Annotated in this window: 22 protein-coding genes; 9 read left to right on the top strand and 13 right to left on the bottom strand. The window is 67.3% G+C overall.

Annotation, left to right across the window (positions count from 1 at the left end):
* Positions 1-22 precede the first annotated feature (22 nt).
* Positions 23-1,669: an electron transfer flavoprotein-ubiquinone oxidoreductase gene (locus tag ACE3QC_RS02120; RefSeq protein ID WP_374405451.1), complete on the bottom strand. Its 1,647-nt coding sequence runs from the start codon at positions 1,667-1,669 to the stop codon at positions 23-25.
* Between the two features lie 86 nt (positions 1,670-1,755).
* Between ACE3QC_RS02120 and ACE3QC_RS02115 the strand changes: the two genes are divergently transcribed.
* The 4 genes from ACE3QC_RS02115 to ACE3QC_RS02100 all read left to right on the top strand — a co-directional run bounded on the left by ACE3QC_RS02115 (position 1,756) and on the right by ACE3QC_RS02100 (position 6,242).
* Positions 1,756-2,532: a hypothetical protein gene (locus ACE3QC_RS02115; RefSeq protein WP_374405450.1), complete on the top strand. Its 777-nt coding sequence runs from the start codon at positions 1,756-1,758 to the stop codon at positions 2,530-2,532.
* Positions 2,510-4,288: a lytic transglycosylase domain-containing protein gene (locus ACE3QC_RS02110; RefSeq protein WP_374405449.1), complete on the top strand. Its 1,779-nt coding sequence runs from the start codon at positions 2,510-2,512 to the stop codon at positions 4,286-4,288. Before ACE3QC_RS02115 ends, ACE3QC_RS02110 begins: the two co-directional genes overlap by 23 nt.
* Positions 4,288-4,827: a molybdenum cofactor biosynthesis protein B gene (gene moaB / locus ACE3QC_RS02105; protein WP_374405448.1), complete on the top strand. Its 540-nt coding sequence runs from the start codon at positions 4,288-4,290 to the stop codon at positions 4,825-4,827. Before ACE3QC_RS02110 ends, moaB begins: the two co-directional genes overlap by 1 nt.
* Positions 4,828-5,144: 317 nt before the next feature.
* Complete coding sequence (locus ACE3QC_RS02100) at positions 5,145-6,242, top strand: PA0069 family radical SAM protein (protein ID WP_374405447.1); 1,098 nt, start codon at positions 5,145-5,147, stop codon at positions 6,240-6,242.
* 23 nt (positions 6,243-6,265) lie between these two features.
* On the opposite strand, the gene ACE3QC_RS02095 is transcribed toward ACE3QC_RS02100, so the two are convergent.
* From ACE3QC_RS02095 to ACE3QC_RS02065, 7 genes are all read right to left on the bottom strand, one after another.
* Positions 6,266-6,478 carry a hypothetical protein gene (locus tag ACE3QC_RS02095; RefSeq protein ID WP_374405446.1) on the bottom strand — a complete coding sequence of 71 codons (213 nt, stop codon included), beginning with the start codon at positions 6,476-6,478 and terminating at the stop codon, positions 6,266-6,268.
* Positions 6,475-8,085 carry a long-chain fatty acid--CoA ligase gene (locus tag ACE3QC_RS02090; protein ID WP_374405445.1) on the bottom strand — a complete coding sequence of 537 codons (1,611 nt, stop codon included), beginning with the start codon at positions 8,083-8,085 and terminating at the stop codon, positions 6,475-6,477. The genes ACE3QC_RS02095 and ACE3QC_RS02090 overlap by 4 nt, the downstream gene beginning before the upstream one ends.
* Positions 8,086-8,162: 77 nt before the next feature.
* Positions 8,163-11,636, bottom strand: coding sequence for a DNA polymerase III subunit alpha (gene dnaE / locus ACE3QC_RS02085; RefSeq protein WP_374405444.1), 3,474 nt, complete (start codon positions 11,634-11,636; stop codon positions 8,163-8,165).
* Positions 11,637-11,701: 65 nt separating this feature from the next.
* The gene (locus tag ACE3QC_RS02080) at positions 11,702-12,181 is read right to left on the bottom strand and encodes a glutathione peroxidase (protein ID WP_374405443.1); all 480 of its coding nucleotides are present in this window, start codon (positions 12,179-12,181) and stop codon (positions 11,702-11,704) included.
* Positions 12,182-12,195: 14 nt separating this feature from the next.
* A complete protein-coding gene (locus ACE3QC_RS02075; protein ID WP_374405442.1) occupies positions 12,196-12,471 on the bottom strand; it encodes a hypothetical protein in 276 nt (91 codons plus the stop codon).
* A 50-nt stretch (positions 12,472-12,521) separates the two neighbouring features.
* The gene (locus ACE3QC_RS02070) at positions 12,522-13,196 is read right to left on the bottom strand and encodes an ABC transporter ATP-binding protein (RefSeq protein ID WP_374405441.1); all 675 of its coding nucleotides are present in this window, start codon (positions 13,194-13,196) and stop codon (positions 12,522-12,524) included.
* Positions 13,189-14,430: a lipoprotein-releasing ABC transporter permease subunit gene (locus ACE3QC_RS02065; RefSeq protein ID WP_374405440.1), complete on the bottom strand. Its 1,242-nt coding sequence runs from the start codon at positions 14,428-14,430 to the stop codon at positions 13,189-13,191. The genes ACE3QC_RS02070 and ACE3QC_RS02065 overlap by 8 nt, the downstream gene beginning before the upstream one ends.
* 166 nt (positions 14,431-14,596) lie before the next feature.
* Here ACE3QC_RS02065 and purF point away from each other — a divergent pair, with 166 nt between their 5' ends.
* From purF to ACE3QC_RS02050, 3 genes are all read left to right on the top strand, one after another.
* A complete protein-coding gene (gene purF / locus ACE3QC_RS02060; protein ID WP_374405439.1) occupies positions 14,597-16,063 on the top strand; it encodes an amidophosphoribosyltransferase in 1,467 nt (488 codons plus the stop codon).
* Positions 16,063-16,785, top strand: coding sequence for an SDR family NAD(P)-dependent oxidoreductase (locus tag ACE3QC_RS02055; RefSeq protein WP_374405438.1), 723 nt, complete (start codon positions 16,063-16,065; stop codon positions 16,783-16,785). Before purF ends, ACE3QC_RS02055 begins: the two co-directional genes overlap by 1 nt.
* A 73-nt stretch (positions 16,786-16,858) precedes the next feature.
* Complete coding sequence (locus ACE3QC_RS02050) at positions 16,859-17,209, top strand: PilZ domain-containing protein (protein WP_374405437.1); 351 nt, start codon at positions 16,859-16,861, stop codon at positions 17,207-17,209.
* Between the two features lie 9 nt (positions 17,210-17,218).
* Here ACE3QC_RS02050 and ACE3QC_RS02045 read toward each other — a convergent pair whose 3' ends face one another.
* Together ACE3QC_RS02045 and ACE3QC_RS02040 are read right to left on the bottom strand one after the other, a co-directional pair.
* Positions 17,219-18,391 (bottom strand): serine hydrolase domain-containing protein, encoded by a 1,173-nt coding sequence (locus ACE3QC_RS02045; RefSeq protein WP_374405436.1) that lies wholly within the window; start codon positions 18,389-18,391, stop codon positions 17,219-17,221.
* 2 nt (positions 18,392-18,393) lie between these two features.
* Entirely contained in the window at positions 18,394-19,635 is a 1,242-nt protein-coding gene (locus ACE3QC_RS02040) for a class I SAM-dependent methyltransferase (protein WP_374405435.1), read from the bottom strand.
* 113 nt (positions 19,636-19,748) lie between these two features.
* On the opposite strand from ACE3QC_RS02040, the gene ACE3QC_RS02035 reads away from it, so the two are divergent.
* A complete protein-coding gene (locus ACE3QC_RS02035) occupies positions 19,749-20,165 on the top strand; it encodes a hypothetical protein (RefSeq protein ID WP_374405434.1) in 417 nt (138 codons plus the stop codon).
* Here the strand turns inward: ACE3QC_RS02035 and ACE3QC_RS02030 are convergent.
* A complete protein-coding gene (locus ACE3QC_RS02030) occupies positions 20,162-21,541 on the bottom strand; it encodes a deoxyribodipyrimidine photo-lyase (protein ID WP_374405433.1) in 1,380 nt (459 codons plus the stop codon). The genes ACE3QC_RS02035 and ACE3QC_RS02030 overlap by 4 nt on opposite strands.
* Positions 21,542-21,582: 41 nt before the next feature.
* Here ACE3QC_RS02030 and ACE3QC_RS02025 point away from each other — a divergent pair, with 41 nt between their 5' ends.
* A complete protein-coding gene (locus ACE3QC_RS02025; protein ID WP_374405432.1) occupies positions 21,583-22,317 on the top strand; it encodes a phosphatase PAP2 family protein in 735 nt (244 codons plus the stop codon).
* A 65-nt stretch (positions 22,318-22,382) separates the two neighbouring features.
* Here ACE3QC_RS02025 and ACE3QC_RS02020 read toward each other — a convergent pair whose 3' ends face one another.
* Both ACE3QC_RS02020 and ACE3QC_RS02015 read right to left on the bottom strand, forming a co-directional pair.
* Positions 22,383-23,342 carry a metal-dependent hydrolase gene (locus tag ACE3QC_RS02020; protein WP_374405431.1) on the bottom strand — a complete coding sequence of 320 codons (960 nt, stop codon included), beginning with the start codon at positions 23,340-23,342 and terminating at the stop codon, positions 22,383-22,385.
* A 229-nt stretch (positions 23,343-23,571) separates the two neighbouring features.
* Complete coding sequence (locus ACE3QC_RS02015) at positions 23,572-23,964, bottom strand: GxxExxY protein (RefSeq protein ID WP_374405430.1); 393 nt, start codon at positions 23,962-23,964, stop codon at positions 23,572-23,574.
* Between the last annotated feature and the right edge of the window lie 26 nt (positions 23,965-23,990).

Raw genomic sequence — 23,990 nt, 5'->3', positions numbered from 1 at the left:
CCCCACCGAGGGAGAAATGCAATCACATATTCGGATAGTTCGGCCCCCCTCCACCTTCCGGTGTGACCCATTCGATGTTCTGGTTCGGGTCCTTGATGTCGCAGGTCTTGCAGTGGACGCAGTTCTGCGAGTTGATGACGAACTTCGGATCGCCTTCCTCCACGTCGACCCATTCGTACACGCCCGCCGGGCAGTAACGGGTCGAGGGGCCGGCGAAGACCTCCAGCTCGCTCGCTTCCTGCAGGGCCATGTCCTTGACCTTGAGGTGGCACGGCTGGTCCTCGGCGTGATTGGTGTACGAGTACGAAACCGAGGTCAGGCGGTCGAAAGTGATTTCGCCGTCGGGCTTGGGATAGTCGATCGGCTTGTGCAGGTCCGCGCGGTGGGTGTGGGTGTAGTCGGGCGTGTGCTTCATCGTGATCGGCAGCCCGATCTTGAGCGCGCGCATCCACATGTCCGCGCCCGCCAGGATCGTGCCGATATCGCCGCCGAACTTGGCGATCGCGGGCTGGGCGTTCTTCACCTTCTTCAGTTCGTCGGCGATCCAGCTTGCACGCACCGCCGTGTCGTAGTCCGCCAGTTCGGTTTTCTCCGCGCCGCCCTTGATCGCGGCCGCGGCGGCCTCGGCGGCGAGCATTCCGCTCTTCATCGCAGTGTGGCTGCCCTTGATGCGCGGCACGTTCACGAAGCCCGCCGCGCAGCCGATCAGCGCGCCGCCGGGAAAGGCGAGCTTGGGCACGGACTGCCACCCGCCCTCGTTGATCGCGCGCGCGCCATAGGCCACGCGCTTGCCGCCTTCGAGGTATTCGCGGATCGCCGGGTGCTGCTTCCAGCGCTGGAATTCGTGGAACGGCGAGACGTAGGGGTTCGCGTAGTCGAGCGCGGTCACGAACCCGAGCGCCACCTGTCCGTTCGCCTGATGGTAGAGGAAGCCACCGCCCCAGGTGTCGCTTTCCGAAAGGGGCCAACCCTGCGTGTGGAGCACCCGGCCGGGGACGTGCTTGGCGGGATCGATGTCCCACAATTCCTTGATGCCGAGGCCGTAGGTCTGCGGCTGGCAGTCGGCCTCGAGGTCGAACTTCGCCTTCATGCGCTTGGTCAGGTTGCCGCGCGCGCCCTCGGCGAAGAGCGTGTATTTGGCGTGGATTTCCATGCCCGGCTGGTAATCGGGCTTGTGGCTGCCGTCGGCCGCGACGCCCATGTCCTGCGTCACCACGCCCGAGACCGCGCCGCTCTCGTCGAACAGCACGTCGGCGGCGGGGAAGCCGGGGAAGACCATCACGCCCAGCGCCTCGGCCTGTTCGCCCAGCCAGCGGGTCATGTTGCCGAGGGAGCCGGTGTAGCACCCGTCGTTCGACATGAAGGGCGGCATGAAGAGGTGCGGCAGCGCCGTCTTGCCGGTTTTCGAGAGCACCCAGTGCCAGTTGTCGGTCACCGGCACTTCGGCCATCGGGCAGCCCTGATCGCGCCATTCGGGCAGCAGCTCGTCGAGCGCCTTGGGATCGACCACCGCGCCCGAGAGGATGTGCGCGCCGATCTCGGAGCCTTTTTCCAGCACGACGACCTCGAGCGCGTCGTCGATCTGCTTGAGGCGGATCGCCGCGGCGAGGCCGGCGGGGCCGCCGCCCACGATCACCACGTCGCACGGCATCGATTCGCGTTCGCTCATCCCTCAATCGCCCTTCGTTATTCGCTGCTTCAGACTTGCATCATGCCTTGATTGCTGCGGTGGGGCAGGTCAAGACCGCAGCCACGATGGCCGACCACCCCGCCCCGCCCCTCTCGCGCCAGTTCGCCGCCGCTATCGACTGGTGGCGCGAGGCGGGCGTGGACTGCGATTTCGCCGAGGACGCTACGGACTGGCTGGCCCCGCCCGAGGATGTGAAGCCCGAAGCCGAGGCGCCGCCACCCGCGAAGAAGGCCGCGCCGCGCCCGCTCGTCCCGGCAGCGAATGTCGCGAATGTCGCGGACGGCAAGACCGACTGGCCCGCCGATCTCGCGGCGTTCCGCGAATGGTGGCTCGGATCCGATGCGCTCGATGCGGGCGGCGCCTATCCGCGCGTGCCGCCGTCCGGCCCGGCGAACGCGGCGCTGATGGTTATCGTCAGCCAGCCGGAGGATGGCGACGGCGAGCGCCTGCTCTCCGGCCCCGAAGGCGCGCTGTTGCAAGGCTTCCTGCGCGCGGCGGGAATATCGCCCGAGGCGGTCTATCTCGCTTCGCTCGTGCCGCGCCACGATCCCGCGCCCGATTGGCCCGCGATCCGCGCCGCGGGATACGGCGACGTGCTCGCGCATCACCTCGGCCTGGCGGCCCCCGAACGGATTCTTATCCTCGGACGCAACATTCCACCGCTGCTGGGGCACGACATGGCGCAAGGCCCTGCTATTTTACCGGATTTCAACCAAGAATCGCGCAGCATTCCCGCAATGGGCGCTGGCGGGCTTGCGGACATGCTTCGTTCGTCGAAACGACGCGAGCGCCTGTGGCGATGCTGGCTCGATTGGACTTATGGCGAAACACAAGCTGACTAGAGGCTGGAAACTGGCGGCGGCGACGGCTGCGGTCTTCGCTTCGGCCTTCGCGACGACGCCCGCCGCGGCGAACAGCAGCGCGGCGGAATACTTCCGCTCGCGCGCGATGAACAGCCACGTGCCCGAGCTGCTTAGTCGCCCCGACCGCGAATACTATGCCGAGCTGTTCCGCGCGATCGATCGCGAGGACTGGGCGCGGGTCGACGCGATGTTCGCCGATCGCGCAGACGGCCCGCTGCACCGGGTGGCGCTCGCCGAATACTATCTCGCCGCCAACAGCCCCCGGGTGGAACTGCCGGCGATCCAGTCCTGGCTCGCGAGCGGCAGCCGCCTGCCGCAGGCCGAGCAGATGGGCAACCTCGGCCTGACGCGCGGGATGATGTCGGCCCCCTATCTGCCGCGCGAGCAAAGCTTCACGCGCCAGCCCTACGCCTCCAAGCGCATCCGCCCCTCCTCGATCGAAGACGGCACGATGCCCGTTGACGTGCGCGACGCGATCCTCGACCGCATCAGCAACGACGATCCCGATGGCGCGCGCCTGCTGCTCGACGGGGTGGACGCGCTGCTAAGCGCCCCGGCACGCGCCGAATGGCGCCAGAAGGTCGCCTTCAGCTACTACATCGAGAACAACGATCCCGCCGCCTTCGCGATGGCGCAGACGGTGCGCGAGGGTTCGGGCGCATGGGTCGCCGAGGGCGACTGGGTCGCCGGGCTCGCCGCGTGGCGGCTGGGCGACTGCACCAGTGCAGCCGACAATTTCGAGCGCGCCACGCGCGGTTCGACCAACAACGAGCTGACCGCCGCCGCCTTCTACTGGTCCAGCCGCGCGCTGGTCCGCTGCCGGCAGCCGGAAAAGGCCGCCGAGCAACTGCGCGGCGCGGCGCGGCTGGACGAGACGCTTTACGGCATGCTCGCGCGCGAGCAGCTCGGGCAGCTCCTCCCGCAGACGCATTCCAGCGCGGACTTCGCGATGGAGGATTGGCAGAAGCTGCGCGAGGTCGAGAACGTCCGCGTCGCGGTATCGCTCGCGGAGATCGGTCGCGACGACCTCGCCGACGAGGTTCTCCGCCACGAAGCGCGCATCGGCGATCCCGAACATTACGACGAACTCTCGCGCCTCGCGCGCGACATGGGCCTGCCGTCCACCCAGCTGTGGATGGCGCACAACGCGCCGCGCGGCGCGCAGGCCGAACCCGCGCTGCGCTATCCCGCGCCGCGCTGGCAGCCGGTCAACGGCTGGCAGGTCGATCCCGCGCTCGCCTATGCACACACCTTGCAGGAATCGGTCTTCCGCGCCGACGCGGTCAGCCCGGCCGGCGCGCGCGGGCTGATGCAGATCATGCCCGCCGCGGCGATCGACCATCGCGGCAAGCTGGGCATCACCGGGAACGCCAGCGATCTTGCGCGGCCAGAAGTCAACCTCGCCTTCGGGCAGGAGCACCTGCGGATGCTGCGCGATGCGCAGGCGACCGGCGGGCTGCTGCCCAAGATCATGGCCGCCTACAACGCCGGGCTCACCCCGATCGGCCGGTGGAACAGCGAGATCCGCGACCAGGGCGATCCGCTGCTCTACATGGAAAGCATCCCCTATTGGGAGACGCGCGGCTACGTCGCGATCGTGATGCGCAACTACTGGATGTACGAGCGGCAGGCGGGCGGCGCTTCGGAAAGCCGGATCGCGCTGGCGCAGGGCATGTGGCCGACCTTCCCCGAACTGGCGGGGGCCAGCGGCGTCAGGCTCGGCGCGCGCGACTGATGGCGATCGACCCCGAGCTGCCCTTCGCCCCGGTATCCATCGCGCTGCTCACGGTGTCCGACACCCGCACCGAAGCCGACGACACCTCGGGCGATATCCTCGCCGCGCGCATCGCCGATGCGGGGCACGCGCTCGCCGCGCGCACGATCGTGCCCGACAGCGTGCAAGCGATCGCCGCGCAGCTCGATCGCTGGATCGACGATGCCGACATCGACGTGATCGTCACCACCGGCGGCACCGGCTTTTCCGACCGCGACGTGACGCCCGAGGCGCTCGCCCGCGTGCGCGAGGGCAGCTACGGCCGCGATATCGAAGGGTTCGGCGAGCTGTTCCGCCAACTCAGCTACCGGACCATCGGCACCAGCACGATCCAGAGCCGCGCCTGCGCCATCGCCGCGCACGGCACCTTCGTGTTCGCGCTGCCCGGCTCGAACGGCGCGGTGAAGGACGGGTGGGACATGATCCTCGCCGAACAGCTCGACAGCCGCAACCGGCCATGCAACTTCGTCCAGCAGATGCCTCGTTTTAAAGGGAATTAGTTTTTCGCGCGAAGGCGCAAAGGCGCGAAGATGCTGCGCGAGTTGTCTGGGCTATTCGCCTCATGAATTTTCACACGAAGACACGAAGACACGAAGACACGAAAATGGCGTGCCTGCGGCGCAGCCGCACTTCAATCGCGTCCGCCTGAAATCTTTTGTGCGCCACTTCGTGGCGCGGAACATCTTCGTGTCTTCGTGTCTTCGTGTGAGACCACTTAACGCACGCAGTTTCGCCCCATCAACAAACCCTTCGCGCCTTCGCGTCTTCGGGCGAAATCGAACTGGCGCCACGCACATGTTCCATATATGTTCCCCTCATGGAACGCCGACTCGAACCCGAGATCACAGGCCGCGGCGCGCAATCGGCCGCGGTGCCAACGCGGTTCGGGCTGGCGACGCGCGAGGCGGATGGCGACTGGCGCGATCACATGGAATCGCTGGCCAATGAAGAAGGCGGCCTGCCGGTCAAGCTGCGCACCACGGTGACCGAGGAAAAGCCGAAGACGATCCTCACGTTCAACCGCTCGCCCGACATCGCCTTCGACCGTTCGATCAACGCCTATCGCGGGTGCGAGCACGGCTGCGTCTATTGCTTCGCGCGGCCCTCGCACGCCTACCACGACCTTTCCCCCGGCCTCGATTTCGAGACGAAGCTGTTCGCCAAGCCCGATGCCGCGCGGCTGCTGCGCGAGACCTTGGCCAAGCCGAAATATCGCCCGCGCCCGATCGCGATGGGCACGAACACCGATCCGTACCAGCCGATCGAGCGGCGCTACCGCATCACGCGGCAGGTGCTCGAGGTATGCCTCGACGCGCGCCATCCGGTGACGATCACCACCAAGTCCGACCGCGTGCTCGACGATCTCGACCTGTTGGCGGAACTGGCGAAAATGCGGCTGGTGGCGGTGGCGATCTCGGTAACGACGTTCGACCCCAAGCTGTCGGGCAAGCTCGAACCGCGCGCAGCCGCGCCCGTGAAGCGACTGGCAGCATTGGGAAAACTGGTTGAGGCGGGCGTGCCCGCGCACTGCTCCGTCGCACCGGTCATCCCCGCGATCACCGACGAATTCATGGAGGATATCGTCGCCCGCGCCGCCGCGCTCGGCGTGCGTTCGGCGGGGTGGATTCCGCTGCGCCTGCCGCACGAGGTCGCCCCGCTGTTCCGCGAATGGCTCTCGGTCCATTTCCCCGAGCGCGGCGACAAGGTGATGTCCATCGTCCGCTCGATCCGCGGCGGCAAGGACAACGATCCCGATTTCTTCACCCGCATGAAGCCCAGCGGCGTCTGGGCCGACCTCTTCCGCGCCCGCTTCAAGCTCGCCTGCAAGCGCGCCGGGATCGGCAAGGCGAAGTTCGAACTCGACTGCACGCGGCTCCGCCCGCCCCAGATGGGAGGGCAGATGCGGTTGCTATAAAATCCTCCCCGTTCCGGGGAGGATTACGGCGCGTAGTTTTCCAGATAGCCGCAACTCGTGCAGCGCCATGCCACGATCTCGTGCTTGTCGGCCTTGACGGTCTTGAGGCCCCAGAACGATTTGTGCGGCTTGCCGCGATGCCACACGCCGACCGAGGGCATGCTGTAGTCGCCTGCGTCGATGGTGAAGCCTTCCTCCATGCGCCGGCCGCATTTCGCGCAGGACTTGCTGCTCATGCGTCGGCTTCCAGCCGATAGTCGGCGAAGCGGGCGCGCAGGTCCTTCTTGCTGATCTTGCCGGTGGCGGTGTGGGGGATTTCGTCGACGAATTCGACCGCGTTGGGCAGCCACCACTTGGCGACCAGCGGCTCGAGGTGCGCCATCACGTCGCGCGCAGCGACCTGCTCGCCGGGCTTGGCGACGACAAACAGCACCGGGCGCTCGTCCCACTTGGGATGCGGCATCCCGATCGCGGCGGCTTCCGCCACCTTGGGATGGCCGCAGGCCGCGTTCTCCAGTTCAACCGAGCTGATCCATTCGCCGCCCGACTTGATGACGTCCTTCGTGCGGTCGGTGAGTTGCAGCGTGCCGTCGGGGTGGAGGATGCCGACGTCGCCGGTGTCGAACCAGCCGTCGGCGGTCACCGCGTCTTCGTCGGCCTTGTAATAGCGCTTGATGATCCACGGCCCGCGAATCTGCAGCGCTCCGGCGCTTTCGCCGTCGCGCGGCAGTTCCTTGGTGAAATCGTCGAGATCGACCGTGCGCAGTTCGACCCCGAAGATCGGGCGGCCCTGGCGGGTGACGATCTCCACCTGCTCCTCGAACGAAAGCGTATCCCAGTCGGGCGTCGGCGAACCGACGGTACCGATGGGGCTGGTTTCGGTCATGCCCCAGGCGTGCGCGACGCGGCTGCCGTTCTTCATCAGCCGCTCGATCATGAAGCGCGGCGCGGCCGAGCCGCCGATGATCGCCTGCTGCAATTTGGGCAGCGGCGAGCCGGTCGCGTCGCAGTGCTGGAACATCGCCAGCCATACCGTCGGCACGCCCGCCGAATGGGTCACGCCCTCGCGCTCCATCAGGTCGCACAGCACCGCCGGATCGTTGACCGCCGAATAGACGAACTTCACCCCCGTCATCGCGCCCGCCCACGGCAAGCCCCAGCTCGCGGCGTGGAACATCGGCACCACCGGCAGCATCACGCTGCGCGCGTCGAAATCGAACGTGCTCGGCTGGATGCCGGACATCGCGTGGATCGTCGTCGACCGATGCTCGTAGAGCACGCCCTTGGGATTGCCGGTCGTGCCGCTGGTGTAGCAGAGCATGCACGGATCGCGCTCCGCCACCTCGGTCCATGCCGTGTCGCCGTCGTGCGCGCCGATCCAGTCCTCGAAGCCGGTGCCCGAAAAACCGGCCGGCGGGTCGTAACAGATGTAGTGCTCGATCGTCGGCCACTTGCCGCGCATCGCATCGACGAGCGGCTGGAACGCCGCATCGTAGAGCAGCACGCGGTCTTCGGCATGGTTGGCGATGTATTCGAGCTGGTCTTCGAACAGCCGCGGGTTGATCGTGTGCAGCACCCCGCCCGCGCCCGCCACGCCGTACCAGCTCACCAGATGGCGCGAATGGTTCATCGCCAGCGTCGCGACCCGATCGCCCTTGCCGATGCCGAGCGTGCGCAAGGCCTGCACCATGCGCAGCGCATCGTGGCGGATGCCGGCCCATGTCGCGCGCGTCTCGCTGCCGTCGGCCCAGTGCGTGACGTGTTCCCGCGGACCATGCTCGCGCGCCGCGTGGTCTATCAGGTGGGTGACCACGAGGTCCCAATCCTGCATGGCTCCGAGCATCGTCTATCCTCTCCCGTTCGTCTTTCGCGCGATCATGCCGTCACCTTGCGGGCTTGGCAATCGAGAGGGATGCGTCGTCAGGCCACCAGGCGCAGATGGCCGGTCGCGCGGCGCGTGGTGAGCGAGACTTTGTCGATCCCTTCGATCTCGGCCAGCCGCTCGGCCAGTTCGCCGTCGAGCTGGTAGTCGCGGCCGAGCCGCAGCACCGGCTCCTCCGCCCCGCCGGTCTTCAGCCGCACCGCCACTTCGCCGTAGCCGGGCGTGCCCGGGGCGAGCGCGAGCTTGAGCTCGGTCAGCGCTTCCGGACGGGATACGTCCATCGACATCGTCATGCGCGAGCCGGACTTGACCTCGTCGAGCGGGCGCGCACCACGCACCGTCACCCGCGGCGGCTCGTCGGGGCTCGGGCTGTCGAGCTCGACGTTGAGCAGCACGCAGGTGCCCTCCGCCGCCCATTTCTGGAAATTCTCGACCAGCGATTCCTCGAAACACGCGGCGCTGAACTGGCCCGTGCTGTCGGAGAAATCGGCGCGCACGAACTCGCCGCCGCGCCGCGTGCGGCCCTTATTCACCTTCTCGACCATCGCCGCCATCACCGCCGGCTGGCGCCCGCCCGCAGGGCCGCCGCCTTCCATCAGGCTCTGGTAGCTGCGCGCACCGTTGGCGCTGGCGATGGCGCGGTATTGTTCGACCGGGTGGGCGGAGAAATAGAACCCGAAGTTCTCCCGCTCCTTGGCCATGCGGTCGGCACGGCTCCAGGGGTCGGCATCCTTGAGGCGCAGCGTATCCCCCGCTGCCTCCTCGCCGCCGAACAGGCCCGCCTGCCCGCTCTCGCGTTCGCGGTTGGCGGCGTCCGCCACGGCAAGCAGCATGTCGATATTGGCGAACAGCTTGGCGCGGTTCTCCTCCAGCCCGTCGAGCGCGCCGGAGCAGACCAGCCCTTCGAGCTGGCGGCTGTTCATCGATCCTTTGGGAATGCGCTCGAACAGGTTCTGCAGGCTTTCGAACCAGCCGTGCGCCTCGCGCTCGGCGACGAGTGCCTCCATCGCCTTCTCACCCACGTTGCGCACCCCGGCGAGCGCGTAGCGTACGGCGTAGCCCTCGTCGGTGCGCTCGACGGTAAACTCGGCTTCGGAGCGGTTGACGTCGGGCGCGCGCACCTCGATCCCGCCGCGCCGCGCGTCGTCGACGAACAGCGCGAGCTTTTCCGACTGATGCATGTCGAAACACATCGAGGCGGCGAAGAACTCCTCCGGGTAATGCGCCTTGAGCCACGCGGTCTGGTAGGCAAGCAGCGCGTATGCGGCGGCGTGCGACTTGTTGAAGCCGTAGCCGGCGAACTTGTCGATCAAGTCGAACAGTTCGTTCGCCCGCTTCGGCTCGATACCCGAAACCTCCTTGCACCCGTCGACGAAGCGCTGGCGCTGCGCATCCATCTCGGCCTGGACCTTCTTGCCCATCGCGCGGCGCAGCAGGTCGGCATCGCCGAGCGAATAGCCGGCGAGGATCTGCGCGGCCTGCATCACCTGTTCCTGATAGACGAAGATACCGTACGTCTCCGCCAGGATCGCCTCGAGCTTGGGGTGCGGATACTCGATCGCGACCTCGCCCGCCTTGCGCTTGCCGAACAGCGGGATGTTGTCCATCGGGCCGGGCCGGTAGAGCGAGACGAGCGCGATGATGTCCTCGAACTTGGTCGGCTTCACCGCGGTCAGCGTGCGCCGCATCCCTTCGGATTCGAGCTGGAACACGCCCACCGTGTCGCCGCGCTTGAGCAGGTCGTAGACCGCCGGATCGTCCCACGCGAGCGTGCCGAGATCGACCGCGATGCCGCGCTTTTCCAGCAGTTGCACCGCCTTCTGCAGGACGGATAGCGTCTTCAGGCCGAGGAAGTCGAACTTGACCAGCCCGCTCGTCTCGACGTGCTTCATGTCGAACTGCGTTACCGGCATGTCCGAACGCGGATCGCGGTAGAGCGGCACGAGCTGCGCCAGCGGCCGGTCGCCGATCACCACGCCCGCCGCGTGAGTCGAGCTGTTGCGGGGGAAGCCCTCGAGCTGCATCGCGAGGTCGATCAGCCGCTTGACCTCGTTGTGGTTGTCGTACTCGCGGCGGAAATCGGCCGCGCCATTGAGCGCGCGCGGCAGCGTCCATGGGTCGGTCGGGTGGTTGGGCACCATCTTGCACAGCCGGTCGACGTGGCCGTAGCTCATTTGCAGGATGCGCCCGCAATCGCGCAGCACCGCGCGCGCCTTGAGCTTGCCGAAAGTGATGATCTGCGCGACGTGGTCGTGCCCGTACTTGCGCTGGACGTAGCGGATCACCTCGCCGCGCCGGGTTTCGCAGAAGTCGATGTCGAAGTCGGGCATCGAAACGCGTTCGGGGTTGAGGAAGCGTTCGAACAGCAGGCCGAGCCGCAGCGGGTCGAGATCGGTGATCGTCAGCGCCCAGGCGACCACCGAGCCCGCACCCGAGCCGCGCCCGGGGCCCACCGGAATGTCCTGCTCCTTGGCCCACTTGATGAAGTCGGCGACGATCAGGAAATAGCCGGGAAAGCCCATGCCGACGATGATCTCAACCTCGAAATCGAGCCGGTCGAAATAGGCCTTGCGGTCTTCCTCCGACAGATCCTCGTAAGGTTCGAGCCGCGCCTCGAGCCCCTTGCGCGCATCCTCGGCCAGTGCCTTCGCCTCGCCTTCGAGGTCGCCCGCGAGGCTCGGCAGGATCGGCGCGCGGCTCGGCGGGGCGAAGGCGCAGCGCTGGGCGATCACCAGCGTGTTCGCGGTCGCTTCGGGCAAGTCGTCGAACGCTTCGGCCATCGCCTCGGCGGGCTTGACCCAGGCTTCGCGGTTAGAGCGGACGCGCTCCTCCGCCTCGATATGGGTCGAGCCGGCGATGCACAGCATGGCGTCGTGCGCGGCGTACATATGCGCTTCGGCGAAGTTCGCCGGGTTGCTGGCGGCGAGCGGCAGATCGCGCGCATAGGCCAGATCGACCAGCGCGCTCTCCGCCGCATCCTCGACCGGGTTACCGCGCCGCGCGAGTTCGACGTAAAGCCGCTGCGGGAACAACGCCTGCAACCGGTCGAGCAGCGCCTCGGCGTGATCGCCCTGCCCCTCGGCGAGCAACCGCGTCAGCGCGCCTTCGCTCGCCCCGGTCAGCGCGAGAAGCCCTTCGGTGCGGCCTTCGAGATCGGCCAACGTGACGTGCGGTTCCAGCTCGAGCGGCCGTTCGAGATGCGCCTTACTGACGAGGTGACACAGGTTGTCGTACCCGGCCTCGTCCTGCGCGTAGAGCGGCAGATAATCGACCTGCTTGCCCGCCGCGTCCCGCGCCACGCCGAGCAGGGTGCCGACGATCGGCTGCACGCCTTCGTCGAAGCACGCTTTGGCGAACATGACCGCGCCGTAAAGGCCGTTGCGGTCGCAGATCGCGATCGCGGGAAAGCCCCGTTCCTTCGCCAGCTTCGCGATCGCCTTGGGATCGATCGCTCCTTCGAGCATCGAGTAGGACGAAATCACGCGCAGGGGGACGAACGGGGCGAAGGACATGAGCGCAATATGCGTGCGGCGGCGGGATTCGCCAAGGCGGCGCGATACGCTATCCCCTCACTTCGTCAGAGCAGCGCCTCGACATCCTGCGCGATGCCCTCGGGCTTGTCGGTCGGAGCGTAGCGGCGCACGACCTTGCCATCGCGGTCGATCAGGAACTTGGTGAAGTTCCACTTGATCGCCTTCGAACCCATCAGGCCGGGCGCTTCCTTCTTCATCCAGTCGAACAGCGGCGAGGCGTCGCCGCCGTTGACGTCGACTTTCGCCATCAGTGGGAAGGTCACTCCGAAGTTGACCTTGCAGAACTCGGCGATCTCCGCCGCTTCGCCCGGCTCCTGCCCGCCGAACTGGTTGCACGGAAAGCCGAGCACTTCGAACCCGCGGTCGCGGTATCGCTCGTAGAGCTTCTCCAGCCCGTCGTACTGCGGGGTGAAGCCGCACTTGCTGGCGGTGTTGACCACCAGCAGCACTTTGCCCAGCTTGTCCGCGAGATGGAGCGGTTCGCCGCCGTCGGTGGCGACGGTGAAATCGGCGATCGTCGTCATGCCCTCAGCCCCACTCAGCCGGGAAAGTCCGAACGGGCAGCCAGCGCCTCGATCTCGGCGCGTTCGAGCCGGTGGTCGCCGGCCTTCTGAATTACGAAATCGCCGCGCCGCTCGGGCGGATAGGCCATGACCTGCGCGATCATCTCGGCCAGCGTCCCGTCGCGCAGCCCCTTCCCGCCGTCGAGCAGGCCCTGCCCGTCGTCTGCCTCGTGGATCGAAGCGCGGTCGTCCCACTGGACGCCCTCGCGGTGGGTATCGGCAGCGTTGAACGTGCTGGGATGGTCGGCCATGCGAAAATTCTCCTTCGCATGGCGCAACGATCGAAGCGGATGCGGTATCCCTATTCGAGCAGCCCGTCGTGCAGGCGGACGACACGATCCATCTTCGCCGCCAGCCGCTCGTTGTGCGTCGCGACGAGCGCAGCGCTGCCCTCGCCGCGCACCAGTTCGAGGAACTGTGCGAGCACCCGGTCGGCGGTGTGTTCGTCGAGGTTGCCGGTCGGCTCGTCGGCCAGCACCAGCGTCGGCCGATTGGCCAGCGCGCGGGCGACCGCCACGCGCTGCTGTTCGCCGCCCGACAGCTGGCTGGGCCGATGGCTCAATCGCTGCGCGAGGCCGAGCGAGGTCAACAGGTCGCGCGCACGCTCCGAAGCTTCCTCGCGCCCCTTGCCCGCCACGAGCTGCGGCAGGATCACGTTCTCCTCCGCGTTGAAGTCGGGCAGCAGGTGGTGAAACTGGTAGACGAAGCCCAGGTGCTCGCGCCGCACCGTGGTGCGCCCGTCGGCGGGCAGCGCGCTCGCCGGCGTTCCGGCGATCTCGATCGTGCCGCCGAAGCCGCCCTCCAGCAGCCCCACGGCCTGGAGCATCGTCGACTTGCCCGAGCCCGAGGGGCCCAGCAGCGCGACGATCTCGCCCGGCGCGATTTCCAGCTCGACGCCGCGCAGCACGTCGATGCGCTCCCCGCCCTGCTCGAAGCTGCGAGTGAGGTTCGCGAGGCGGACGACCGGACTACTCATAGCGAAGCACCTGCACCGGATCGGTGCCCGAGGCCTTGAACGCCGGGTAGAGCGTGGCGAGGAAGCTGAGCACCAGCGCCAGCGCGACGATGCCCGCGATCTCCACCGGATCGACCCGCGCCGGCAGGGTGGAAAGGAAGCGGATCGAAGGATCCCACAGGTTCTGCCCGGTCACGACCTCGATCACGCGCACGATCTGCTGGCGGAAGGCGAGGACGAGGAAGCCGAGCGCCAGCCCGGCCACCGTGCCGATCGCGCCCACGGTGAACCCGGTGGTGACGAATATCTTGAGCAGGCTGCGCCGCGTCGCGCCCATCGTACGCATGATCGCGATGTCCCGCGTCTTCGCCCGCACCAGCATCACCAGGCTCGAAAGGATGTTGAATGCGGCGACCAGGACCATGAAACTCAACGCGAAGAACATCGCCACGCGTTCCACCTGCAAGGCTTCGAACAGGGTGGAGTTGATCGTCTTCCAGTCGTTGACCACCGCCCGGCCGGCCAGGCTTTGCTTGATCGGCGCCATGATCTCCTCGACCCGGTCGGCGTCGGCGGTCTTCACTTCGATCATGCCCACGCTGTCGCCGATCAGCAGCAGGCTCTGCGCCTGTTGCATCGGCATGACGACGAATTTCTGGTCGTAATCGTAAATCCCGACCTCGAAGATCGCGGCGACGCGATAACCGATCTGGCGCGGCATCGTGCCGAACGGGGTGGAGCGGCCTTCCGGGTTGATGATCGTGATCGTGTCGCCCAGCCGCGCGCCGATGTTCTCCGCCAGCCGCGCCCCGATCGCGACGTTGCTGGCCCCGGCCTGAAGCTCCGAAAGATTGCCCGCGACGAGGTTCTTGCCCAGCCCCGCGATATCCTGCTGCGTGTTGCCGCGCACCAGGATCGCTTCGACCCGGCCGTTGTAGCTCACCAGCAGCGGCTGCTCGATCAGCGGCGAGGCGCTGACGACACCGGGGGTCTCGCGGATGTCCTCCAGCACGTTCTCCCAGTTGTCCAGCCGCCCGCCGTAGGCTTGCACGATGGCGTGGCCGTTCAGCCCCACGATCTTGTCGAGGAGTTCGGCGCGGAAGCCATTCATCACGCTCATCACGATCACCAGCATGGCGACCGAGAGCATGACCACGCCTACGCTGATCCCGGCGACCAGCGCGATGAACGCCTCGCCCCGGCCCGGCAGCAGGTATCGCTTGGCGATCGTTCGTTCGAAAAGGGAGAGGACCAAGGCGGAAAGGTTCTTCTGTTCTGTGAGCCTCCGGCCTTAGGAAAGGTTTCCTGTATGCGCAATGAAATGCCACGGCTCGTGCGCGGGCTGGCGGCGCGCTGCCCTTGTAATCGTGCTGCAACATCGCCATTGAGCGCGGCAGGCAGCGCAACCGGATCGCATCGGCATGAACCTCACCCACCCGTTCCGCGACGAGGATGGCGACAAGCTGCGCGAGGAGTGCGGCGTGTTCGGCGCGATCAACGCGTCCGACGCCGCCGCCGCCACCGCGCTCGGCCTCCATGCGCTCCAGCATCGCGGGCAGGAAGCGGCCGGAATCACCAGCTTCGACGGCAATGAATTCTACCAGCGCCGCGGCCTGGGCCAGGTGGCGGAGAACTTCTCCAGCAGCGAAGCGATCGCGGAGCTTCCCGGCTTCATGGCGGCGGGTCACGTGCGCTATTCCACCACCGGCGGATCGGGCCTGCGCAACATCCAGCCGCTCTACGCCGATCTCGCCAGCGGCGGGTTCTCGGTCGCGCACAACGGCAATATCTCGAACGCGGGCATGTTGCGGCAGGAACTGGTCGGCAAGGGCGCGATCTTCCAGTCGACGTCCGACACCGAGGTCATCATCCACCTCGTCGCCACCAGCCGCTATCCCACGATGATCGACCGCCTGATCGACGCGCTGCGGCTGGTCGAGGGCGCCTATGCGCTGGTGGTGATGACGCCCGAAGGCATGATCGCCTGCCGCGATCCGCTCGGCATTCGCCCGCTGGTGATGGGCCGCATGGGCGACGCCACGGTGTTCGCCAGCGAAACCGTGGCGTTTGACGTGGTCGGCGCGGAATTCGTCCGCCAGATCGAGCCGGGCGAGATCGTCCGCGTCGATTTCGACGGCAACATCGATTCGCTCCATCCGTTCGGGCAGCACCGCGCGCGTCCGTGCATTTTCGAGCACGTCTATTTCAGCCGTCCCGATTCGATCTTCGACGGGCGCAGCGTCTATGCCGCGCGCAAGGCGATCGGCGAGCAGCTCGCGATCGAGAGCCCGGCGGAGGTCGATCTGGTCGTGCCGGTGCCCGACAGCGGCGTGCCGGCGGCAATCGGTTATGCCCAGCAATCGGGCGTGCCGTTCGAACTGGGGATCATTCGCAGCCACTACGTCGGGCGCACTTTCATCCAGCCGGGCGACGGCGCGCGCCATTCGAGCGTCAAGCGCAAGCACAACGCCAACCGCGCGCTGGTGGAAGGCAAGCGGATCGTGCTGATCGACGATTCGATCGTGCGCGGCACCACCAGCCTGAAGATCGTGGAAATGATGCGCGAAGCCGGCGCGCGCGAGGTCCACTTCCGCGTCGCCAGCCCGCCGACTGCGCATTCGTGCTTCTACGGCGTCGACACGCCCGAACGGTCGAAGCTGCTCGCCGCGCGCATGGAGATCGAGCCGATGCGCGAGTTCATCAAGGCCGACAGCCTCGCCTTCGTCTCCATCGACGGGCTCTACCGCGCGGTCGGCCACGAGCCGCGCGATCCGGCCTGTCCTTCGTTCTGCGACGCCTGCTTCACCGGCGACTATCCCACATCGCTGACCGACCTCGCCCAGCGCGAGCATCGCGAGGCGCAGCTTTCCTTCGACAAGGTCGCCTGATGCCCCAAACCAAGCCACTGGAAGGGCGCGTCGCGCTCGTCACCGGCGCGAGCCGCGGGATCGGCGCGGCCACCGCTCTCGCGCTCGCGGAAGACGGTGCGCACGTCGTCCTCACCGGGCGCGACGTTCGTGCGCTGGAGGGTGTGGAGGACGCGATCCACGACGCCGGCGGCAACGCCACGATCGCGCCGCTCGACCTCGGCGAGCAGGACGGGATCGCCCGCCTCGCCGCGGCGCTCGCCGCGCGCTGGGACAAGCTCGACATCCTGGTGATCGCCGCCGCCTACCTGCCCACGCTGACCCCGGTGACGCAGATCGAGCCCAAGCAGTTCGCGCAGGCCGTCACCACCAACCTGCTCGCCACGCAGGCGCTGATCGCCGCGTTCGATCCTTTGTTGAAGCGCAGCGAGGGCGCACGGGTGATCGGCCTCACCAGCAGCGTCGGCGCGGAGCCGCGCGCGTTCTGGGCCGGATACGGATCGACCAAGGCGGCGTTCGAGTCGCTGCTCGACAGCTATGCCGAGGAAGTGCGCAAGCTGGGCGACATCCGCGTGGCGATCCTCGACCCGGGCGCGACCCGCACCGCGATGCGCGCCAAGGCCTATCCGGGCGAGGATCCCGCGACCGTCAAGGAACCGGCGGTGGTCGGCCGGCGCATCGCCGATCTGGTGGCCGAGGGCTTCGAGACGCGCCATCGCGAGCGCGTGGTTAATCCGGCTTAACCCTGTCGCGAAACCTCGCGGTAACCAGCAACGGTCAGCAATTCCCTGCCACGACAGCAAGGGACGCGCAGACATGACCACCAAGGCTTTCGAACGCTATTCGGTCGCCGCACAGGAAGATCGCAGCGCGCCGCGCACCCGGTTGACCATCCCTGCGCAATTGCGCGTTTCGGGCGGGCGCGCATTCCAGACCGTGGTGCACGACCTGTCCGTATCCGGCTTTTCTTCCTCGGCCATCAACCGGCTGCATCCCGGCCAGCTCTGCTGGCTCACCCTGCCCGGCCTCGGCGCGTTGCAGGGCGAAGTGATCTGGTGGGACAACTGCCAGGTCGGCTGTGCGTTCAGCGAACTGCTCAGCCCGATCGTGCACGACAATATCGTGGGCAAATATCAGGCCGGCGGAGTCTTCCGCTCTTCCTGCTGATCGGCGCGATCAGCGCTTGCCCGCCTCGATCACCGTCTGCCACAGCGCCATGCGCGCCCGCGTGAGGCCGTCACCCGTCGCAGTCGGATAGTTCGAGACGACGGCGATCACCATGTTCTCTTCCGGCACCAGCGTGATGTATTGCCCGAAGATGCCCTGCGCGCCGTAGAAGCCGCCGGGATAGGTCCACCACTGGTAGCCGTAGCCGAAGCCGTTGCCGAGATCGACCTGCGCCGCACCCGCTTTCGCAAACCAGCCTTCGGGCACCGAGGGCTGCCCCCCCTCCAGCACCCACTGGCCCATCCGGGCATAGTCCGACAGGCGGATCGACAGGCAGCACCCGCCGATATTGTTCCCGGTGAGGTCCGCCATCCAGAACAGCCCGCCGGCAAAGCCCGCCGGATCGACGATCTTGTCCTTGGCATAGGCTGTGAGCGACTTGCCGGTCGCAGCCGCCACGATATCGCCGAGCAGATTGGTCTCGAGCGTCTTGTAAACCCACTTCTCGCCCGCGGGCGCCTCGCGCGTCAGCGTGCGGGCATAGGTCACCGCCTGCGGTTCGCCCGCGACCGGCGCGATGCCGAGCATCTTGGCCACGTCGCTGTCGGGATCGGCATAGTCCTCGTTCCACGCCACGCCCGAGGTCATCGTCGCCACCTGTTCCACGGTCACTCCATCGTAGGCGGTGCCCGAAAGCTGCGGCAGATAGCGGGTCACGGGATCGGACAGGCTGGCGATGCTGCCGTCCTTCACCGCCGCGCCGAGCAGGGTGGAGGTGAAGCTCTTGGCGACCGAGAAGCTGGTCCAGCGCTGTTCCGGCCCGAAGCCGAGGCGGTATTTCTCAAGCCGGACCTTGCCGTCTTGCAGCACCATGATCCCCGCCGCGTTCATCTCGGCGAGATAGCCGTCGACTTTCGCGAGCGTTTCGGCATCGAACGCTTCGCCCTGCGGCAGCGCGCGCACGCTCGGCGCGGGCGCGGTGTCGATCCCGGCGAAGATATCCTCCATCCGGCGGAAGCGGTCGCTGCGCGTCGCGTCGTCCCAGAACAGGACCTGCTGGTGCTCGACCGGCACGGCTTCCGCCGGTTGCGTCGGATAGACCGCGGCGCGTTCGCCGCCGGGAGCGGTCGCACAACCTGCCAGAAGCGCCGCCGCCACCAGTGCACCGAATTTCGTCCGCATTCTCACCCCTCCTTCACCAGCGTAACCTGATGGACATCGATCCCACCGCCGCGGAAACCACCTTCGCAATACATCAGGTAATAGCGCCACAGCCGCCGAAAGCGCGCATCGAATTCGACCGGCAGCCGCCCTTCGGCAGCGGCGGCGTCGAACCTCTCGCGCCAGACCTTCAGCGTTTCGGCGTAGTCGACCCCGAAGCTGCTGCAATCCTGCCACGTCAGCCCGCGCTCGCGCGCCAGTTGCTCGAATTCGCGGGTGCGAATCAGCAGGCCGCCGGGGAAGACGTAAGCCTGGATGAAGTCAGCGCTCGCGGCATAGGCGTCGAACAGGCTGTCCTTCATCGCGATGAACTGGATCGCCGCGCGGCCGCCGGGTTTCAGGCAGCGCGCGATGCAGTCGAAGAACCCCGGCCAGTACTCGCGCCCCACCGCCTCGACCATCTCGACGCTGACGATCGCGTCGTATTGCCCGGTGACGTCGCGGTAATCCTGCCGCCGGAAATCGATCGCCGGATCGTGCCGTCGCCGGGCCCAGTCGAGCTGTTCGTCCGACAGGCTGATGCCGGTCACCTGTGCTCCGCCGCGCGCGAAACGATCGGACAAGCCGCCCCAGCCGCAGCCGATCTCCAGCAGCGTTTCGGGTTCGCCCAGGCGTTCGGCCAGCTTCGCCCACTTGCGCCGTTGCGCCGCTTCCAAATCGTCGCCGTCCGCCCAGATGGCCGAGGAATAGCTCATCGTCGGGTCGAGCCAGGCGGCGTAGAAATCGTTGCCGAGGTCGTAATGTGCGTGGATGTTGCGCGCCGCGCCCTCGTGCGTGTTGCGGTTCATCCAGTGCGCCAGCCGCGCCGCCCAGCGGAACGGACCGCGCGCGCGGCCCGTATCGCCGAGTGCGTCGCCGTTGGCCATGAACAGCGCGAAGATCGGCACCGGGTCGGGGCTGTCCCACTCGCCCGCTTCCCACGCCTGATACCAGCCGATCGAGCCGTTGGTCGCGAGCCGCATCAGCGCGCGCCAGTCGCGGATCATGACTTCGGCCGCGAAGCCCGGATTGCGCCCGCCGAGCAGGCGCGTGGTGCCGTCGGGCAGGTGGCCGGTGATCGAGCCGCTTTCCAGCCCCGCGTCGATCCGATCGAGCACCTTGTGGAAGCCCGGCGCGAACAGGCGCGCGAGCAGGCCCGGGCTACGCTCGAACCGGGCGCCGCCGGTGAGAAGGGTCTCGCCCCTGCCTAGCCCCTCTGCCTTCATCGGCGCCCCTATGAACCGCCCCGCTGCGCGGTTCAAGCACCGCGCAATCCGCAGTGCGCAATCGTGCGAGTGCGTGCTAGAAGCCGGTTCGGGCGCGAAGGGGAGACGGCGCGATGAACAATCCGATGGTGCGCAATATCGTGGCCGTGGCGGCCGGCATCGTGGTGGCGATGATCGTGGTCTTCGTGGTCGAGGGCATCGGCCACGCGCTGTTCCGGCCGCCCGCGGGGCTCGACCTGTCGGACCCCGACGATCAGGCGCGGCTGATGGAACTGGTGCCCGACGAAGCCAGGATCGCGGTGGTCGTCGCCTGGTTCCTCGGCGCGCTGGCCGGGACGTGCGCCGCCATCGCGATCTCGCACCGCGCGCTGATGGCGTGGATCGTCGGCCTGGTCATCGCGCTGTCGAGCGTGTGGACCACGCAGATGTTTCCGCACCCGGACTGGATGCTGGCGGCGGGCGCGGTGCTGCCGCTGGTCGCCGTGCTGGTGGCCAAGCGGGTGATGGCGGCGCGGCTGGTGTCGGCCTAGTCCTTAGCCTCGCGGTAGGCCGCGAGCGCGCGTTCGCGGGCTTCCTTGTGGCCGATCATCTTCGCCGGATAATCGCCCCGCTTGTCGTCCGGCGGATCGTGGATGTCGTCGTCGGACAGGTCGGCCAGTTCGGGCACGTATTCGCGAATGTAATCGCCCGCATCGAACTTCGCGCTCTGCGTGAGCGGAGCCATGATCCGCACGAACATGTTGCTGTCGACCCCGGTGCCCGAAATCCACTGCCAGTTGACCCCATTGTTGCCGTAGTCGGCATCGACCAGCGTGTCCCAGAACCATTGTTCGCCGAAGCGCCAGTCGATCAGCAGATGCTTCACGAGGAAGCTCGCGGCGATCATGCGCACGCGGTTGTGCATCCAGCCGGTTTGCCAGAGCTGGCGCATCCCGGCATCGACGATCGGATAGCCGGTCATGCCGCGCTGCCACGCCTTCAACTCGTCCGCGATTACATGCCCGCGGTTGGGATTGCGCCATAGCCCGGCATAGCCGTCGCGATAGCTTTCGCGGGCATAGTCGGGAAACTGGCAGACCACGTTCTGCGCATAGTCGCGCCACAGCAGCTCGCCCGCGAAGGTATCCCACCCTTGCCCGCGCCGCCCCTTGAGCGCGTGCCACACCTGCGCGGGCGAAATCTCGCCCCAGTGCAGGTGCGGCGAGAGTCGCGAGGAGCCGTCGATCGAGGGCAGGTTGCGACTGTCCTCGTAATCCGAGACTTCACCCGCCCATTCCTCGAGCCGCTCGTGCGCCGCATCCTCCCCCACCCGCCAGAAATCGCGCAGGCCGCCGGCCCAGTCGGGCTTCGTCGGCAGCAAGTTCCAATCGGCGAGATCGTCGCCCTCGGGCCATTCGCCGGGGGCGTGGATCGTCTCGGGCGCATCGAGCACGTCGCGCGGCGGCATCACCTCGCGCATCGCCTTCGCGAAGGGGGTGTAGATCTTGTACGGATCGCCCGATCCACTGGTGACCGCGCCGGGCGGCATCAGGTAGTTGCCGTCGTAAAGCGCGAGATCGCATTCGGCGCCGAGCCTGCTCTCCGCCTCCTGCCACCACGGCTCGTAATGGCGGATGGCGTGAATGCACCCGGCGCCGGTCTGGTCGGCGATCTTGACCAGATGCTCGACCGCATCGCCCTTACGCAACACGATCCGCGAGCGATGGCGGCCGAGCGACTTGCCCAGGCTTTCGAGCGAATGGTGCAGCCACCAGCGCGCCGCGCCGCCATTGGCATGGTCGCCCGCCGCGTCGTCGTCGAGCACGAAGACCGGGATGACCGGCCCGGCCTCGGCGGCGGCGTGGAAGGCGGAATGATCGGCGAGGCGCAGGTCGCGCCGCAGCCAGACGATCTGCGGAGAAGCCATGGTGCGAGGAACGGCAGCCGCGCGGCGCGGTTCCTTCGGGGATGGACCCGCACCACCTGCCCGCCGAGACCCTCCACCTGCCCGAACGCGGCTTCGCGATCGACCGCCGCCGCGCGCTGCTGGCGGGCGGCGCGTGCTGGCTCGGCTTCGCGCTGGTGGTGTGGCTGGTGGCGGGAGGGCACGCGGCGGGGCTGGACCGCATGGGCCTGCTCTCGGCGCGCACCGGCGAGGAACTCGGTCTCGCCGGCCCCACGCGACTGCACGAGATCGTGCGCGACACGACCGCGCTGGGCGGCGTGTTCCTGCGCAACCTCTTCGCGATCGGCGCGGTGGTGGCGCTGCTGTTCCTGCGGCTGCGGCGCGAGGCGGTGCTGTTCGCGATGACGGTGATTGCGGGCTGGGTCGTCAATTCGGGCCTCAAGCTGCTGGTCGGGCGCGAGCGGCCGCAGATCGTGCCGCACCTGATGGAGGTGGGCGGGCAGAGTTTCCCCTCGGGCCACAGCTTCAACGCGGCGGTGGTCTATATCGCGATGGCGCTGGCCTTCGCCGCGATGAGCCGGCGGCAAGCGGTGCGCGTCACGGTGATTGCTGCCGCGATGCTGATCTCCGCGATGGTCGCGTGGAGCCGGGTGCTGCTCGGCGTGCATTTCCCGACCGACGTGGTGGCGGGCTGGCTTGGCGGCGCCGGGTGGGCGTTCCTGGCCGCGGCGCTGCTGTACCGGCCCGCGAAGGCGGCGGCGGATAGTCATCCACTCTTCCCCCCTCGTTCATCCTGAGGAGCGAGGCCGCATGGCCGAGCGTCTCGAAGGATCGCCATGGTGCTTCGAGATGGCGCCTCGGCCTACGGCCTCGCCACCTCCTCAGCATGAGCGGTCAGGGAAAGAGGTTCGCACTCCACATCGGGCAGCGCGACGGTGAACCGATCCCGCGCGCTGGGATCGTAGTAACGCGCGTCGCGGATGAGCACCGAACCGTCCGGGGCGCGTTCGGCGAAGGGCGTGCGCGACCAGAAGAGGAAGGCGTCGAGCTGCGGATTGGCTTGCCGAAGGGAATCCGTATCGGGCCAAGCGCATGGTTGATCGGTGATTGCCTGGAATGGCGGAAAGTCGCCTTCCTGCCTTACATACCAATCGTGTGCTTCGCCCATCAGCATCTCGCGCGACCAAAAGGCTAATGGTGGCGGGCTTGCGATGACAGTCTCCCCGCTTGTTGCGGACGTCGTTTCATTCAACCAAGTAATGGCTGCATTGATTCCGACATATGCCAACCCCACCGCGATCGCGATCCGCGCGGGCCTGCGCCACTCGCCGCCGCGCTTCTCGCGCCGCAGCGAGAACCACGTGGCGAAGCCCAGCAGCGCCCAGAGCCAGACGTCGATGATGAACAGTATGTCGCCGTAGAACCAGCGGCTGCTGAACGGTTCGAGCAGGCGGATGCCGTAGACGTTCAGCCAGTCGAGCGCCGGGTGGGTCAGGCAGCCGATCAGCGCGAGCGCGTAGAGCCAGCCGAAGCGCACCGGCAGCCGCCCCTCCGGCCTTTTGCCGCGCTTCGCCTGCCATCGGTCGAAGCCGTATAGCAGGCCCGCGAGCACCAGCGGCAACAGCACCCAGGCGATCGGCCCGTGGGTGATGCCGCGCCGGAAGGCGAGATGTTCGACCCCGTCGAGCCACAGCAGGCACGCCGCATCGACATCGGGCAGGTTCGCCCCGATGATCAGCGCGGGCATCGCCAGCCCGGTCTTCCGCTTGAGCCCCGCCTGCCCGATCAACGCGCCGACGAGGCTGTGCGTGAGGTTGTCCATCAGGCCGCCCCGCGCCGAGACATGGACCACATGTTACACTGTCCTGAAGAGAAAAAATCCGCCCCGTTCGCGGGTGGGCGGAAAGGCGGAATCGAGGGAGCGCGTGCGATCATGCGCGGAGGCTAGCCGCACGGGCGGGCAGTAGGAAAATGTTTTTCAGGCGCGGCGAACGGTATGCGAGGTTTCCGATCAATTGGTTCGCGCTAAGACGCCAAGGCGCAAAGGGTGCTTATTTTCGGCCTTCCGCGTAATTGTTGGCGAGGCGCTGACAGCCTTCCTTGAAGGTGCCCATGCCGAAATTCATCAGCAAACCGATGCGAAGGTCCATCAGACGCAGATATGTGATGACCTGCTTCGCGTGAACCGCGGCATGGCGTTCGGTGGATTTGATTTCGATCAGAAGCTTGTCTTCGACAAGCAAGTCGTAGCGAAACCCGTTTTCGATCACGATCCCGTCGTGACGGACCGCCACCGGCTGCTGGCGCGAAACGCCGAAACCATCCCGCCGAAGGCCTTCAAACAGAAGACTCTCGTATACGCTCTCGAGCAGCCCCGGTCCCAGATCGCGATGCAATCGATAGCCGCGATCGACACAGTGGCGAGCTAGCCCCTCGATGTCCACGCGTCCCCCTTCGCGTCTTAGCGCCT

Origin of the sequence: Pelagerythrobacter sp., assembly GCF_041912895.1 — a bacterium.
Lineage (GTDB): Bacteria > Pseudomonadota > Alphaproteobacteria > Sphingomonadales > Sphingomonadaceae > Pelagerythrobacter.
The sequence above is the reverse complement of the archived record's forward strand: the minus strand, read 5'-3'. Positions and strand labels throughout refer to the sequence as shown.